The sequence below is a fragment of the Ideonella sp. genome, from assembly GCF_041918995.1.
Classification (GTDB): domain Bacteria; phylum Pseudomonadota; class Gammaproteobacteria; order Burkholderiales; family Burkholderiaceae_C; genus Ideonella.
Genome location: NZ_JAYRUN010000008.1, coordinates 75,932 through 90,859 on the forward strand (window position 1 = coordinate 75,932; position 14,928 = coordinate 90,859).

Annotated in this window: 15 protein-coding genes; 9 read left to right on the forward strand and 6 right to left on the reverse strand. The window is 73.4% G+C overall.

What is annotated here, in order from left to right; translation table 11 throughout:
* Nucleotides 1-50: 50 nt before the first annotated feature.
* Both ACE3UN_RS08960 and ACE3UN_RS08965 read left to right on the forward strand, forming a co-directional pair.
* Nucleotides 51-1,349: a M20/M25/M40 family metallo-hydrolase gene (locus tag ACE3UN_RS08960; protein WP_374674584.1), complete on the forward strand. Its 1,299-nt coding sequence runs from the start codon at nt 51-53 to the stop codon at nt 1,347-1,349.
* Between the two features lie 116 nt (nt 1,350-1,465).
* A complete protein-coding gene (locus ACE3UN_RS08965; protein ID WP_374674585.1) occupies nt 1,466-3,007 on the forward strand; it encodes a methyl-accepting chemotaxis protein in 1,542 nt (513 codons plus the stop codon).
* A 23-nt stretch (nt 3,008-3,030) separates the two neighbouring features.
* Here ACE3UN_RS08965 and ACE3UN_RS08970 read toward each other — a convergent pair whose 3' ends face one another.
* Nucleotides 3,031-3,441 carry a YcxB family protein gene (locus ACE3UN_RS08970; protein WP_374674586.1) on the reverse strand — a complete coding sequence of 137 codons (411 nt, stop codon included), beginning with the start codon at nt 3,439-3,441 and terminating at the stop codon, nt 3,031-3,033.
* A 43-nt stretch (nt 3,442-3,484) separates the two neighbouring features.
* Nucleotides 3,485-3,679 carry a hypothetical protein gene (locus tag ACE3UN_RS08975; RefSeq protein ID WP_374674587.1) on the reverse strand — a complete coding sequence of 65 codons (195 nt, stop codon included), beginning with the start codon at nt 3,677-3,679 and terminating at the stop codon, nt 3,485-3,487.
* A 459-nt stretch (nt 3,680-4,138) separates the two neighbouring features.
* On the opposite strand from ACE3UN_RS08975, the gene ACE3UN_RS08980 reads away from it, so the two are divergent.
* From ACE3UN_RS08980 to ACE3UN_RS09000, 5 genes are all read left to right on the forward strand, one after another.
* On the forward strand, nt 4,139-4,531 hold the full coding sequence (locus ACE3UN_RS08980; protein WP_374674588.1) for a VOC family protein: 393 nt from the start codon (nt 4,139-4,141) through the stop codon (nt 4,529-4,531).
* Between the two features lie 177 nt (nt 4,532-4,708).
* Nucleotides 4,709-5,215 carry a cupin domain-containing protein gene (locus tag ACE3UN_RS08985; RefSeq protein ID WP_374674589.1) on the forward strand — a complete coding sequence of 169 codons (507 nt, stop codon included), beginning with the start codon at nt 4,709-4,711 and terminating at the stop codon, nt 5,213-5,215.
* Nucleotides 5,208-6,248: a GNAT family N-acetyltransferase gene (locus ACE3UN_RS08990; RefSeq protein ID WP_374674590.1), complete on the forward strand. Its 1,041-nt coding sequence runs from the start codon at nt 5,208-5,210 to the stop codon at nt 6,246-6,248. The genes ACE3UN_RS08985 and ACE3UN_RS08990 overlap by 8 nt, the downstream gene beginning before the upstream one ends.
* 9 nt (nt 6,249-6,257) lie before the next feature.
* Entirely contained in the window at nt 6,258-6,803 is a 546-nt protein-coding gene (locus ACE3UN_RS08995; protein ID WP_374674591.1) for a DUF4256 domain-containing protein, read from the forward strand.
* 43 nt (nt 6,804-6,846) lie between these two features.
* Entirely contained in the window at nt 6,847-7,932 is a 1,086-nt protein-coding gene (locus ACE3UN_RS09000; protein ID WP_374674592.1) for a DUF748 domain-containing protein, read from the forward strand.
* On the opposite strand, the gene ACE3UN_RS09005 is transcribed toward ACE3UN_RS09000, so the two are convergent.
* Nucleotides 7,910-9,847, reverse strand: a complete 1,938-nt coding sequence (locus ACE3UN_RS09005; protein ID WP_374674593.1) for a PAS domain S-box protein — start codon at nt 9,845-9,847, stop codon at nt 7,910-7,912. The genes ACE3UN_RS09000 and ACE3UN_RS09005 overlap by 23 nt on opposite strands.
* 200 nt (nt 9,848-10,047) lie before the next feature.
* Here ACE3UN_RS09005 and ACE3UN_RS09010 point away from each other — a divergent pair, with 200 nt between their 5' ends.
* Nucleotides 10,048-12,510: a YgiQ family radical SAM protein gene (locus ACE3UN_RS09010; protein ID WP_374674594.1), complete on the forward strand. Its 2,463-nt coding sequence runs from the start codon at nt 10,048-10,050 to the stop codon at nt 12,508-12,510.
* Between the two features lie 26 nt (nt 12,511-12,536).
* Here the strand turns inward: ACE3UN_RS09010 and ACE3UN_RS09015 are convergent, their stop codons facing one another.
* On the reverse strand, nt 12,537-13,145 hold the full coding sequence (locus ACE3UN_RS09015) for an N-acetyltransferase family protein (protein WP_374674595.1): 609 nt from the start codon (nt 13,143-13,145) through the stop codon (nt 12,537-12,539).
* Complete coding sequence (locus ACE3UN_RS09020; protein WP_374674596.1) at nt 13,142-13,402, reverse strand: DUF2917 domain-containing protein; 261 nt, start codon at nt 13,400-13,402, stop codon at nt 13,142-13,144. The genes ACE3UN_RS09015 and ACE3UN_RS09020 overlap by 4 nt, the downstream gene beginning before the upstream one ends.
* A 186-nt stretch (nt 13,403-13,588) precedes the next feature.
* On the opposite strand from ACE3UN_RS09020, the gene ACE3UN_RS09025 reads away from it, so the two are divergent.
* Entirely contained in the window at nt 13,589-14,536 is a 948-nt protein-coding gene (locus ACE3UN_RS09025) for a LysR substrate-binding domain-containing protein (protein WP_374674597.1), read from the forward strand.
* 16 nt (nt 14,537-14,552) lie between these two features.
* Here ACE3UN_RS09025 and ACE3UN_RS09030 read toward each other — a convergent pair whose 3' ends face one another.
* Nucleotides 14,553-14,906, reverse strand: coding sequence for a cupin domain-containing protein (locus tag ACE3UN_RS09030; protein WP_374674598.1), 354 nt, complete (start codon nt 14,904-14,906; stop codon nt 14,553-14,555).
* Between the last annotated feature and the right edge of the window lie 22 nt (nt 14,907-14,928).

Below are 14,928 nucleotides of genomic sequence, written 5' to 3' on the forward strand. Positions count from 1 at the left end.
AGGCCGCTGCTACGGTGCGCACTTCCCATTCCTACCCCCACGGAGACCCCATGCCACGAACCACCCTGGCCCGCCTGGCCGGCGGCGCCGCCCTGGCCGCCACGCTGGCCTCTGCCGCCCTGCCCGCCGCGGCCGCGCCCGCCTGGCTGACCCTGGACGAAGCGGCCTGGCGCGTGCTGCAACAGCAGGGCCTGGCCCACGACGCCGTGGAGCGCCATGTCGTGCGCACCCCGGCCATCGAGCGCGGCACGACGCAGCGCAGCCCCCGACAGGACACGCTGGTGCTGCTGCGGGTGGCCGACGACGCCGACCTGCCCCGCCTGTCCCTGGCGGCGCACGACGCGCTGCACCGTTGCGGCGGCTTCATGGCCCATGCCACGCGCGACGACGCGCTGCGCACCATCCAGCGCCTGCAGGCGCGCGGCGAAGGCCGGGCTGCACGCGCCCAGGCGGCCACCGCGCCGGCCTACACCATCGACGACGAAGCCAAGGTGCAGAACCTGCTGCCCCGGCTGCAGGACAGCCGCATCCTCGACACCATCACCCGCCTGCAGGGCTACGCCAACCGCTACTACCGCAGCCAGACCGGCGTGAAGGCCGCCGACGACCTGGCCCAGAGCTGGTCGGACATGGCGGCTGGCCGCAGCGACGCCAGCGTGAGCCGCTTCAGCCACCCCGGCTTCCCGCAGCAATCGGTGATGCTCACCGTGCGCGGCACCACCGCGCCGGACGAGATCATCGTCATCGGCGGCCACCTGGACTCCATCAGCCCACAGGCCATGCTGCGCGCCAAGGGCCGCGCCCCCGGCGCCGACGACGACGCCTCGGGCATCGCCACGCTGCAGGAAGTGATGCGCGTCGTCCTGGCCAGCCAGTGGAAGCCCGCGCGCACGCTGCAGTTCATCGGCTACGCGGGCGAAGAGGCCGGCCTGCTCGGATCCAAGGACATTGCCGCCCGCTACGCCAGCGAGGGCAAACAGGTCGTGGGCGTGCTGCAGCTGGACATGACCGCCTACGAAGGCTCCGCCAGCGACATCACCCTGATCAGTGACTACACCGACGGCGCGCAGGACGACTTCGTGGCCGCACTCGCCAGCCACTACCTGCCCGAACTGACCGTGACGCGCGACGTCTGCGGCTACGCCTGCTCCGACCACGCCTCGTGGACCGCCCAGGGCTATGCGGCGTCCTTCCCCTTCGAGGCGTCGTTCGGCGAGGACAACCCGCACATCCACACGCCCAAGGACAAGACCGACCAGTTCGGCAACACCGCCAGCCACGCCCTGAAGTTCGCCAAGCTGGCGTTGGCGTACGCGGTGGAACTGGGCAGCGACGCACCCGCGCGCTGAGTGCCACGGTGCGGTCGGGCCTCCACCCGGCCGCGCCACCCCCTCGCAAAACGCAATTGGACGCTCGCCGCACGGCCGCCTAGGCTCGGGACCCCTGTCCCTTGCCCAGGCGTTCCATGCAGAACCTCAGTATCCAAGCCAGGCTCTGGCTGCTCATCGGCGCCCTGCTGCTGCTGCTCACCGGGGTGGCCGTCACGGGACTGCTCCGCGTGCAGGCGTCCAACGCCGTGTTGCAGACGCTCTACCTGGATCGGATCGTGCCGCTCAAGCAGATCAAGGCAGTGGCCGACAGCTACGCCATCGGCACGGCAGGCGCCGTCCAGAAGGTGATGGCCGGCGCGATCACCCAGGAGCAGGCGCTGCAGGGCCTCAGGGAATCGCGCACCCGCATCCGCGCCGAGTGGCAGGCGTACACCCGCACCTACCTCGTCGAATCCGAAAAGCAGCTGATCGCTCGCGCGGAACCCTTGATGGCCCGCGCCGACGCCGCGGCGGACGAGGTGGCCGAGCGGCTTCAGGCGCACGACATGGTGGGCGTGCGCGACGGTGCGACCACCCGCCTGCTGCCCGCCGTCGACGCCGTGCGGCAGGTGCTGGACCCGCTGGTCGAGATCCAGCTGGACGTGGCAGCGCAGGCGCACCGGGCGGCCACCGACGACTACGCCAGGCTGCAGTGGCAGACCGGCGTCGGCCTGCTGCTGACGGTGGCACTGGCGGGCCTGCTGGCCCGGACCACGGTGCGGTCCATCACGGCCCCGCTGGGCAGCGCGGTGCACATCGCGGACACCGTGGCGGCCGGCGACCTGCGCATGGAGGTGGCACCACAAGGCCCACAGGAGACGGCCCGCCTGCTGGCGGCCTTGCAGCGCATGCGCGCGGGCCTGGCGGAGGTGCTGGGACGCGTGCAGGCCGGCAGCGACGCGGTGGCGGCCGGTGCAGTGCAGCTCGCGCAAGGGCACGCCGACCTGTCACATCGCACCGAAGCGCAGGCCGGCAGCCTGGAGGAGACCGCCGCCGCCATGGAGCAGCTCGGGGCCACCGTCCAGCACAACGCGCAGGCCGCACGCGCCGCGGCCGAGCGCGTCACGCACGCGGCCGCCATCGCCACCGAGGGCGGGGTCGTGGTCCGGCAGGTGGTGTCCACGATGGACCTCATCAGCGCCTCGTCTCGAGAGATCGCGGAGATCATCGGCGTCATCGACGGCATCGCCTTCCAGACCAACATCCTGGCGCTGAACGCCGCGGTGGAGGCCGCGCGCGCCGGCGAACAGGGACGCGGGTTCGCGGTCGTCGCCGGCGAGGTGCGCTCACTGGCTCAGCGCAGCAGCGAGGCGGCACGGCACATCAAGCAACTGATCGAATCCGGCACCGGCCACGTCGATGCCGGTGCCCGCCTGGTGTCCAGCGCGGGCTCGACCATGGAAGCGCTGGTGACTCAGGTGGAGCAGGCGCGCGAACTCATCGCCGCCATCAGTGCCGCCAGCATCCAGCAGAGCCAGGGCGTCTCGCAGATCGGTGCGGCCATGTCGCAGCTGGACCAGGTCACCCAGCAGAACGCGGCCCTGGTACAGACAGGATCCGATGCAGCGGATCGGCTGCAGGACCAGGCGCGGGAGCTGGCCGACATCGTGGCGGGGTTCCGGCTCGCCGCGCCCTGATGCGCGGCGGCGCCCGCGGAGCCTCACGGCCGTGGCCAGTGGCTGCGGTCCCTGCCGTCGTGGAACAGCTCGAGCAAGGTGGCCCGGTCGGCCAGGCTGAGCACACGGTAGGGAATGGGAATCGCCGCGCCCTCGTGCAGTTCGATGAGGATGCCCGTGCTGAACACGGCGATCTCGGCCACCTCGGACCAGCGGCGGAAGGCGGAGCGGCCGCGGCAGGTGCGCAGCAGCCCGTGGGCATCGAAGACGAAATCCACCCGCCCGCCGCGCACCCGTTTCAGCCAGAACATCAGCGGAAAGACCAGCGCCAGGATCCGGCGGTGCACGCCGGGCGACAGCAGTGGCGGGCGGTCCTCGCTGCGACGGGCGGCTTCGAGCTGTTGCAGGACCGATTCGATGGCGATCGCGCGCATCTCGGTCAAGCGGCTGTCCACGCTCACTCGCAGGACGCGGTGGCCCCTCGGGCGCGGGAGTGTGTCAGTGCGAGCCATGGCGCCCGCGATCCCGGCCGATGGGCCGCCCACGCCCCTTGCTCAGGCGCGTGGCCAGGCCGAACGCGGCGCCAAGTACCGAGCCCACCGCCGCACCGAGCCCGCATTCGCCTGCCCCGCAGGCGGCGGCCAGCCCGAGCGCCAGCCCGAGCGCCATCCACATGATCACGTCATTCCGCATGGCGCGCAGTCTCGGTCCCGCCAGCGTCCCGCGACAAGCCGGCGTCGGCGCATGCCAGCCATTCATTCCTGCATGACCCGCGGGCACCGATGCTGGGGCGTCGTGGCTTGGCTCAACGTGGCGCTGGCCGCCGCGTCAACGCTGCTGTGCGTCGCGCCGTTCACCGGAGCGGCCTGGCTGTTCGTGCTGTGGGTGCCCCTGGCGTGGCAGGGGGCGCGCAAGGGCCGCACCGCGGCGGCGGTGGGGGTGGCCGTGCTGGCCGCCTGCGCCGCCTGGCTGGCACCCGCCGGGGCGCGCACGGGGCCTGTGGGTCACAACGCCCTGCGCTGCGGATGTCCATCCGTCACCGACCTCGGTCGCCACGTACCATCCGTGCCGTGTCCGCGTGCATCCGGGCAATGGCCGCACGTCCGCGGCAGCACCCCGGCTCCACCAACCGTTTGCCAAGGAGACCCGTGAATGTTCAGCCACGTGATGGTGGGAACCAACGACATGGAGCGCGCCAAACGCTTCTATGACGCCGTGCTGGCCGTGCTGGGCGCCGGCGAGCCGCATCGCAACCACAACGCCACCGGCCAGGCCCGCCTGTTCTATCGGCACGGCGGCAGCTCCTTCTGCGTGACCGAGCCGATCAATGGCGAACCCGCCACGGGCGCCAACGGCGGCACCATTGGCTTCAAGTGCAGCTCGGCGGAGCAGGTGCAGCGGTTCCACGACACGGCGGTCGCGCACGGCGGCACGTCCATCGAGGAGCCGCCCGGCCTGCGGGAAGGCCGGCTCGGGGCCATGTACCTGGCCTATGTGCGCGACCCGGACGGCCACAAGCTCTGCGCGCTGTACCGGCCCACGTAGCGATGTGAGGGAACCCCGGGTTCCAGGTGCAAGGGGCGGCGGCCGACACTCGCCGTGCAGGCGGCGCTTCGAGGCCGAGGCCGCCAGGCGCAGGGCGCTTGCGCTGGAAACGGGAGATCCATGCAGTTCACCGCCCCTGTTTCCCCCGCTCCAACGGCACCTCGAAAGGGATCCCCCATGACCCAGCCCTTCGTCAACCTGGCCGACGTCGTGTTCGACGACGTGGAGGACAACGGCTACTACCGCTCGCGACGCGCCCTGTTCAGCGCGGGCATCGGGGCCCGCCAGCTGGGCTACAACCTCACCGAGCTGCCCCCAGGCAGCGCCCAGTGCCCGTTCCACTCGCACCGCGCGGAGGAGGAGATGTTCCTCATCCTCGAGGGCGAAGGCGAATTGCGCTTCGGCACGCAGCGCCACCGCATCCGGGCACACGATGTCATCGCCTGCCCCACGGGCGGCGCCGAGGTGGCGCACCAGATCATCAACACCGGCAGCGTACCGCTGCGCTACCTGGCCGTGTCCACCCTGGCCGCCACCGAAGTGTGCGAGTACCCCGATTCGCAGAAGATCGGCGTGTGGGCCGCGGCCACGGACGGCGGCGGCCTGCGCAAGATGTTCCCCGCGGAGACCTCCGTCGACTACTACCACCGCGAGCCGCTGGCCGCGCCCAACGACGATGCCTGAGCTGTCGCTGCCCGACGTGCCGATGACCGACGAGGCGCTGCCCATGGCGTACCACCTGCGCGCCGGCACGCCCGCGGATGCCGCCACGCTCGCGGCGCTGTCGGTGCAGGTGTTCCTCGACACCTACGCCACCGATGGCGTGCGGCCGGACCTGGCCGCCGAGGCGCTGGCCGAGTATTCGCCGGGCGCGTACGCGCAGCGGCTGCAGGCGCCCGAGCGGCGCTTCGTGCTCGCGGAGCAGTCGGGCGGTCTCCGGGGGTTCGCCGAGCTGTCGCTGGCGCCCGCCACCGCCCCGGCGGGCGACGCGGTGGGGGCCGAGCTGGTGCGACTGTACGTGCAGCCCGGCGCCCAGGGCCGCGGGCTCGGCCGACAGCTGCTGCGCCAGGCCGAGGCCCTGGCCGCGGCGGCCTCGCACGCCCAACTCTGGCTCACGGCCTGGGAGGGCAACGGCCGCGCGCTCGCCTTTTATGCGGCGCAGGGCTACCGCACGCTGGGCGACACGACCTACACCTTCCAGGGCCGGTCCTACGGCAACCGGGTGCTGGCCCGCGAGGTGGCGGTGCGGCTGGCGACGGCCGCCCCACCGGCATCAGCCGGCGGCCACACGCTGGCATGGTCGCGCAGCCTGTCCGGCGTGGATTGGCACGAGCTCGAGGCGCTGTACCGCCGCGCGCCGCTGGGCCACAAGCCCGCGGACCACCTGCGCCAGGTGTTCGCGCACAGCCGATATGCCTGGTTCGTGCGGGACGGGGGCCAGCTGGTGGCCGCCGGCCGCGCCCTGGCCGACGGCGCCGACTGCGCCTACCTGTGCGACCTGGCCGTGCTGCCCAGCCACCAGGGCAGCGGGCTGGGCAAGGCGCTCGTGCAGCGCCTGCTGGCCGACTGCCAGGGGCACAAGAAGATCCTGCTGTACGCGGTGCCCGGCAAGGAGCCCTTCTACCGGAAGTTCGGTTTCCTGCGCCTGGTCACCGCCATGGCCATCTTCCAGGACCGCGCCGCGGCCATCGCCCGCGGGCATCTGAGTGAGGAGTGAGGCACCCCCATGAAAGCCGCTGACAAGCACACCCTGCTGCAGACCCTGGCCGAGCGCTTCCAGCGCCACCCCGAGCGGCACGCCGGCATCGAGTGGGCCGACGTGGCCGCTCGCCTGGACGCCCGCCCGGCGGCGCTGCGCGCCCTGCAGGCCATGGAGGACTCGGGCGGCGAGCCGGACGTGATCGGCCGCGACGAGGCCAAGGGACAGCTGCTGTTCTGCGACTGCGCCGCCGAGACGCCCAGCGGACGGCGCAGCCTGTGCTTCGACGACGCCGCGCTGCACGCCCGCAAGGAGAACAAGCCCGCCGGCAGTGCGATGGGCATGGCCGCCACCCTGGGCATCGAGTTGCTGGACGAGGCGCAGTACCGCGCGCTGCAGGCGCTCGGCGAGTTCGACCTGAAGACCTCCAGCTGGCTCGCCACGCCCCACGAGGTGCGTGCCCTGGGCGGCGCCCTGTTCGGCGACCGGCGCTACGGCCGGGTGTTCACCTACCACAACGGCGTGCAGTCGTACTACGCGGCGCGCGGGTTCCGGGGCCTCCTGCGGGTCTGAGCCCCGCGCCGCGGCGCGGCCGTCGGGGAGAATCCCGGCCGCCATGAACCGCTCCCGACGCCTGCTGGCCGGCGCCGCCCTCGGCGCCACCCTGATCCTGCTCGCCCTGGCCCTGGCCCACCACCTGGCCGTGCAGCGCCTGGGCGCCGCCGTGCGCGACGCCCTGGGTCCGCGTGCCACGCTGGGTGCGGTGGAGCTGGGCTGGTCGGGCGTGGTGCTGCACGATCTGCACGTGGCCGCCGCCCCCGGCTGGCCCGCCGACGAAGAGCTGCACGCCGGGCGGGTGCGTGTGCAGCCCGCCTGGCGCAGCGCCTTCGGCGGGGCCTGGCGCATCGAGCGGGTGGAGGTGGACGACGCCCGCATCGTGCTGCTGCGCACCCGCGAGGGCCGGCTGCGGGTGCTGCCCGGGCTGCTGGAGCGCCCCGCCCCGCCGGGCGATGCGGCCTCCGGCCCGGCGCCCGCGGCACCGGCGCTGCACATCGGCACCATGTCGCTGAACGGGGTGCAGGTGGACCTGCACGACGCCAGCGTGCGCGGCAAGCGGCCGCACCACCTGCGCCTGGCCGAGCTCGACGCCACGCTGCAGGGACTGCAGTTGCCCGCGCTGGACACCCCCGTGCAGGTGCAGCTGCAGGGCCTGTTCAAGGGCCCGTCGCGTGACGGGCAGCTGCGCATCGACGGCCAGCTCACGCCCACCACCCGCGACGCCGACCTGCGCGCCAGCCTCACCGGTGCCGACCTGGTGGCCCTGCAGCCCTACCTGCTGCGCGTGGCGGACGCCGGCGTGCGCCGGGGCACGCTGGACGTGCAGGTGCACGCCAAGGTGGCGGCGCAGCGCCTGCATGCGCCGGGGCAGCTGGTGCTCACCGACGTGGCACTGGCCAGCGGCACCGGCCTGGGCGACCGCTTCGCCGGCCTGTCGCGCGATGCGGTGCTGGCCGGCCTGTCGCGCCGCGGGCGCATCGAGATCACGTTCACGCTGGACGGCCGGCTGGACGACCCTGCCTTCTCCATCAACGACGACCTGGCCACGCGCTTCGCCGCGGGCCTGGCCGAGTCGCTGGGTGTGAGCCTGTCGGGGGTGGTCGACGGCGTGGGCGAGATGGTCAAGGGGCTGTTCGGTCGCTGAGCGCCGCCGCGCGCGCCAGCACACGCGCCAGCGGCACGCCCGACACCGGCTTGGTGAGGTGGTCGTCGAAACCCGCGCGTGCCGTGCGCTCGCGGTCGGCATGCTGGCCGTATCCGGTCATGGCCACGATGCAGGTGGCCTGTTCGCAGGCCGCGCGCAGGGCGCCGATCGCCTGGTAGCCGTCCTCGCCCGGCATGTTCAGGTCCAGCAGCACCAGCTGCGGTGAGCTCTGCCTGGCCAGCGCCACCGCCTCGCGCGCGGTGTAGGCCGCCTCGGCGGCATGGCCCATCTGCCGCAGCAGCAGGGCCATGGAATCGGCCGAATCGCGGTTGTCGTCCACGACCAGCACGGCCACGGGCCGGGCCGTGGCGCCCGGCACGGCCGGCGCGGCCGGCACCGGGGCCGGGCCGGCCAGGCAGGGCAGCACCAGCTCGAAGGTGGCGCCCTGGCCGTGGCCGGGGCTGGACGCGGTGAGCCGCCCGCCATGCAGCTCGGCCAGGGTGCGGGCCAGCGTGAGCCCCAGGCCCAGGCCGCTGTCGGCCGGGTCGCGCGCCACCTCCGGCTCCTGGCCGAAGAGCTCGAAGATGCGGTCCAGCGCCGCGGGGGCGATGCCGCGCCCGTTGTCGCGCACGCGGGTGAGCACCCGGCCGCCGTCTCGGTGGGCGCTCACCCACACGTGGCCGCCTTCGGGCGTGTAGCGCACGGCGTTGGACAGCAGGTTGTGCATCACCTGGGCCAGCCGGATGCCGTCGCCCCGCATGGGCACGGCCTCGGGCAGCTCCAGGTGCAGTTGCAGGCGCTTGGCGTCGGCCAGCGGGCGGATGGCCTCGGCGGTGGCGCGCACCACCTCGCGCCAGTCCAGGTCCTCGCGCTGCAGCGAGATCTTGCCGGTGGCCACGCGACCCACGTCCAGCAGGTCGTCCACCAGGCGGCTGAGCTGTCGTGTCTGGCGGTCGACCATCTCGGTCAGCCGGGTCACCAGCGGCGGCAGGTCAGGCTGCAGGCGCAGCAGGCTGGTGGCGTTGCGGATGGGCGCCAGCGGGTTGCGCAGCTCGTGTGCCAGCATGGCGATGAATTCGTTCATGCGGCGGCTGGTCTGCTCCAGCTCGAGCAGGCGGCGTTGCGACGACAAGTCGCGCGTCACCTTGGCGAAACCGCGGTGCACGCCGTCGTCGTCGCGCACCGGCGTGATCACCACATTGGCCCAGAAGGTGCTGCCGTCGGCGCGCAGGCGCAGGCCTTCCACCTCCACGCGCCCATCCGCCAGGGCACGGGCCAGCTCCTCGGCCGGCCGGCCGGCGGCCACGTCCGCGGGCGTGAAGAACATCGAGAAGTGCCGGCCCAGCACCGCGTCGGCCGTGAAGCCGGTGATGGCCGCCGCGCCGGCGTTCCAGCTCAGCACGCCGCCCTGCGGGTCCAGCATGAACAGGGCGTAGTCCTTGACCGCCTCGAACAGCAGGCGCAGCTGTTCCTCGCTGCGCCGCAGCTGCTCCTCGTGCCAGCGCCGCTCGGTGAGGTCGCGGGTGACCTTGCCGAAGCCCTGCAGCTCGCCCTGGGCGTCGCGCAGCGCCGTGATCACCACGCTGGCCCAGAAGCGCGTGCCGTCCTTGCGCAGGCGCCAGCCCTCTTCCTCGAAGCGCCCGTGCGTGGCCGCGCGGCGCAGTTCCTCCCGTGGCCAGCCGGCCAGCAGGCGGTCGGGCGGGTAGAAGCGCTCGAAGGACTGGCCAATGATCTCCTCGGCCCGGTAACCCTTGATGCGCTCGGCCCCCGGGTTCCAGCTCGCCACGCGGCCGTCGCGGTCCAGCAGGAAGATGGCGTAGTCGGTGATGCTCTCCACCAGCAGGCGCAAGGATTCGGCGGTCTCGTCCGTCCAGGGGTGGACGGCGGGTGGGGCACGCACGACGGAATCAGGCATCAGAGAGCTTTCGAACCAGGACCGGGCAGGGCAGCAGCCGCGCCGGCGAAGGCACGTGGGGGCTGCCAGCAAACCGCGTGCCGAGGCCCGCCCCCAAGCCCCCGCCGCCGCCGGGGCAAGCGGCGGCAGGGGACAATGGCGGGTTCGCCCGTGTGCCGCCTGCCGCCCCCTCTTCCCACCCGCCTGCCCGCGCCCTGCCCATGACCCGATCCGACGCCCCCGCTGCCCCTGCGAGCGCCCCGTCCCGCGCGGCGGACCGGCCGCGCGCGTCGTCGTCCGGTGGCACCAAGGCGCTCACCGCGTGGCGGCCGTACTGGGCCAGGCGCTTCGGCACCGCCCCCTTCCTGCCCATGAGCCGGGCCGAGATGGACGCGCTGGGCTGGGACTCGTGCGACATCGTGCTGGTGACGGGCGACGCCTACGTGGACCACCCGAGTTTCGGCATGGCCGTCATCGGCCGGGTGCTGGAGGCGCAGGGCTTCCGCGTCGGCATCATCGCCCAGCCCGACTGGCAGTCGGCCGACCCCTTCAAGGCGCTGGGCCGGCCCAACCTGTTCTTCGGCGTCACCGCCGGGAACATGGATTCCATGATCAACCGGTACACCGCCGACCGGAAGATCCGCAGCGACGACGCCTACACGCCCGGCGGCGCTGGCGGCAAGCGGCCGGACCGCGCCTGCCTGGTGTACGCACAGCGCTGCCGCGAGGCCTTCCACGAGGTGCCCATCGTCGTGGGCGGCATCGAGGCCTCGCTGCGCCGCATCGCCCACTACGACTACTGGCAGGACAAGGTGCGGCGCTCCCTGCTGGTGGACGCCAAGGCCGACCTGCTGCTGTACGGCAACGCCGAGCGCGCCATCGTCGAGATCGCCCACCGCCTGGCCGCGCGCGAGCCGGTGGACCGCCTGACCGACATCCGCGGCACCGCCTTCGTGCGCCGCCCCGGCGACCCCGGCGCCCAGGGCTGGTTCGAGCTCGATTCCACCGAGGTGGACCGGCCCGGCCGCATCGACGCCCACATCAACCCGTATGGCTGGGAGGCCGACGGCCAGGAATGCGCGAGGTCGGAATCGGCAGCCGTTCGCCCCGAGCCTGCCGACGGGCACTCCACCGCCTCCCCCGCTGCCCCCGCCCCGACCGCCCTCGCCGTCGTGGCCATGCCCACGCCCACGCGCCGGCCGGCCGAGGGCCGCATCGCCCTGCCGCCGCGCGAGCGCACCGTGATCCGCCTGCCCAGCTTCGAGCAGGTGCGCAGCGACCCCGTGCTCTACGCCCACGCCAACCGCGTGCTGCACCTGGAGACCAACCCGGGCAATGCCCGCGCGCTGGTGCAGCGGCACGGCGAGGGCAAGACGGCGCGCGAGGTGTGGATCAACCCGCCGCCCATCCCGCTGACCACGGCCGAGATGGACCACGTGTTCGACCTGCCCTACGCACGCGCGCCCCACCCGGCCTACGCCGACGAGCGCGGCAGGCACGACGCCGCCACCAAGATCCCGGCGTGGGAGATGATCCGCTTCAGCGTGAACATCATGCGTGGCTGCTTCGGCGGCTGCACCTTCTGCTCCATCACCGAGCACGAGGGCCGCATCATCCAGAGCCGCTCGGAGGACTCGATCATCCGCGAGATCGAGGACATGCGCGACAAGGTGAAGGGCTTCACCGGCGTGGTCAGCGACCTGGGGGGCCCCACCGCCAACATGTACCGCCTGGCCTGCAAGAGCCGCGAGATCGAGGCGGCCTGCCGCAAGCCCAGCTGCGTCTACCCCGGCATCTGCCCCAACCTGGGCACCGACCACGGCCCGCTGGTCAAGCTGTACCGGCGTGCGCGCGCCCTGCCCGGGGTGAAGAAGATCCTCATCGGCTCCGGGCTGCGCTACGACCTGGCGGTGCAGTCGCCCGAGTACGTGAAGGAGCTCGTCACCCACCACGTGGGCGGCTACCTCAAGATCGCGCCGGAGCACACCGAGTCGGGCCCGCTGTCGAAGATGATGAAGCCCGGCATCGGCACCTACGACCGCTTCAAGGCCATGTTCGAGCAGTTCAGCGCCGAGGCCGGCAAGCAGCAGTTCCTCATCCCGTACTTCATCGCCGCGCACCCCGGCACGACCGACGAGGACATGATGAACCTGGCGCTCTGGCTCAAGCGCAACGGCTTTCGCGCCGACCAGGTGCAGACCTTCTACCCCAGCCCCATGGCCACCGCCACGGCCATGTACCACACGGGCCTGAACCCGCTGAAGGGCATCCACCGCGACCCGGCGCGGGGCGCCGAGAAGGTGGACGTCGTGCGCGGCGAGCGCCGGCGCCGGCTGCACAAGGCCTTCCTGCGCTACCACGACCCGGCCAACTGGCCGCTGCTGCGCGAGGCGCTGCAGGAGATGGGCCGGGCCGACCTCATCGGCAACGGCAAGCACCAGCTCATCCCCACCTGGCAGCCGGCCGCCACCGGCGGCTACTGCAGCCCGCGCCGCGCCAATTCCACCCCCGCACCGGGTGCCAAGGCCACCGCGGCCGCCCCGGCCGCGCCGAAGAAGGGCCAGTTGCTCACCCAGCACACCGGCCTGCCGCCGCGCGAGACGGGCAAGCGCCCGGCCGGTGCGCCAGGCCCCCGTGGCAAGGCGCCGGCCCCGGCCGGCGCACGCAAGCCGCGCGGCCGATGACGGCGCGCTGACCGCCTTCGCAGGCGTCAGTTGCGCAGCCCGAACACCACCTGCACCAGCCCGGGCCCGTCCGGGTGGGGGCGGGTGCGGGCGCCCAGGCCCTGGGTGAGCACCAGCATGCGCCGGTTGTCGGGCAGCACGTCGCCCACCAGGGCGGCGAAGCCGCTGGCGCGGGCGTGGCGGGCCAGGCGGGACATCAGCGCGCGGCCCAGTCCCAGGCTCTGCCAGGCATCGTCCACCGCCACGGCGAACTCGGCCTCCGGCGCGTCGGCCGGCGTGCCGTCCACCCGCACGTAGCGCGCATCGGCCACGATGACGGGGTCGTCCTGCGGGCCGGCGCGCTCGTCCAGCACCTGGGCCACCACGGCCAGGTGGTCCCGGTAGTCGATGTGCGTCATGTGGCGCAGCGTGGCCTCGCTCAGCGCGCGCAGCGCCACGTGGAAGCGGCGGTGGCGACTGGCCAGCGACAGGCCCGAGACGAACCGCTGCACCGCCGGGCCGTCCTGCGGCAGCACCGGGCGGACCACCACCGCGCGCTGACCGGGCAGGTTGAGCCGGTCGATCAGGCCGGCGGGGTAGCGGTGGATGTGGAAGGTGTCCGGCCGGGCGGCCGCCACGTCGTTCGGGGCCGTCATGCCGTCACTCCCTCCTGGCTGTGCAGGCCGGCCCGCACGCACAGCGTGGCCTCGCGGCGCAGCGCACCGGCCACGGCGCCGGTGCCGGGGGCCAGCCACATGGATTCGCCGGGGGCCAGCAGCAGGTCACGGCGGTCGTGGTCCAGCGTGACCCACACGGTGCCGCGGGCCGCCGCCAGGCGGGTGGCCTCGTCGGCCTGGATGCGGGCGCTCTGGCCGGGGCGCAGGTGGCGCAGGGCGGTGCAGTGGGTGGACACGGGGGAGCTCCTCGGGTGAAGGGTGAGGTGGCCTGCCATGCCTCGTGGGCATGGCAGCCGGCGGGTGTCGGGACCGTGACAGGGCCGTGATCCGCCGCTTGCGGCGCTGCCCGACCGGTGCCACTATCCGCCGCCGCCCCGTCGCCGACAAACGATGGTTTGGAACATCTCGCATTCCACCAGCGCATGCCAACCCCCACCCCTGCCGACCGCCTGCCACCGTTGGACCTGCTGGCCACCTTCGAGGCGGCCGCGCGTCACCTGAGCTTCACGCGGGCCGCGGCCGAGCGTTTCGTCACCCAGTCGGCCATCAGCCGGCAGATGCGGGCGCTGGAGGACGACCTGGGCGTGCCGCTGTTCACCCGCGGCCACCGCAGCCTGGCGCTCACGTCGGACGGCCAGCGCCTCTTCGCGGCCTGCACCGGCGCCCTGGCCGGCCTGCGGGGCGCGGTGCGCGAGATCCGCCACCCGCGCCAGCGCGAGGTGCTGGCGCTCACCACCACGCCCGGCCTGGCGGCCCTGTGGCTGATCCCGCGGCTGACCGGCTTCACGCGCGAGCACCCGGGCATCGACGTGCGGCTGGACGCCACCTTCGAGAACCGCAACCTGGCGGCCGAGGGCTTCGACGTGGCGATCCGCTACGGCAAGCTGGGCACCATGCGCGGCACGCCGCTGTTCGGCGAGGCGCTCATGCCAGTGTGCAGCCCGCGCCTGCTGGCGGCGGGCGACCCGCCGCTGCGCACGCCCGCCGACCTGGCGCGGCATGCGCTGCTGCACATGGCGCTGGAGCAGGAGCCGGGCGGCGCCCCCATCGAGTGGGAGCCCTGGCTCACCGCCATGGGCCTGGCGGGCCTGGAGCCCGTGGCGCGGCTGAGCTTCACCAACTACGCCGAGGCGATCACCGCGGCGGTGGCGGGCCACGGCGTGGCCATGGGCCGGCGCCCGCTGGTGGACGGGCTGCTGGCCAGCGGCCAGCTGGTGGCGCCCTTCGGCACCGAGGCCGAGTCGTTGCGCGGCTACGTGCTGGTGAGCGACCCGGCCGCGGCGCAGCGGCCGGCCGTGCGGGCGCTGGTGCAGTGGCTGGTGGCGCAGGCGAGGCCGGCGGCCGCCACGGGGCCCGGCCCCTCCGCCTGAGCGCGTGCCGCGCGCCTCAGGCAGGCCCCGGGCCGGCGTCGCCCTGACGCAGTTGCAGCGTGAGCAGCACGGCCGAATCGGCGCGGGCGCGCAGCCCGTGCCGTTGCCCGGCGGGCAGCACCACCAGCTGGCCCGGTGCGAGGCGGCGGCTGCCGCTGGGCAGCGTGACCTCCACGTCGCCCTCGAGGCAGTGGATGCAGCACTCGTGCGCCACGTGGTGGTCGGGCATGTCGTGGCGGGCCGGCAGCACCAGGTGCAGCAGCTGCATCTGTTCGGTCTTGATCAGGCTGGTGCTGAAGGCGTCCACCAGCGCATCGCCGAGCGGCTGCACGCTGATGATGTCCATGAGCTGGGCGTGGGGCAGGGCCATGGCGGTCTCGCGGTGGGGTGGG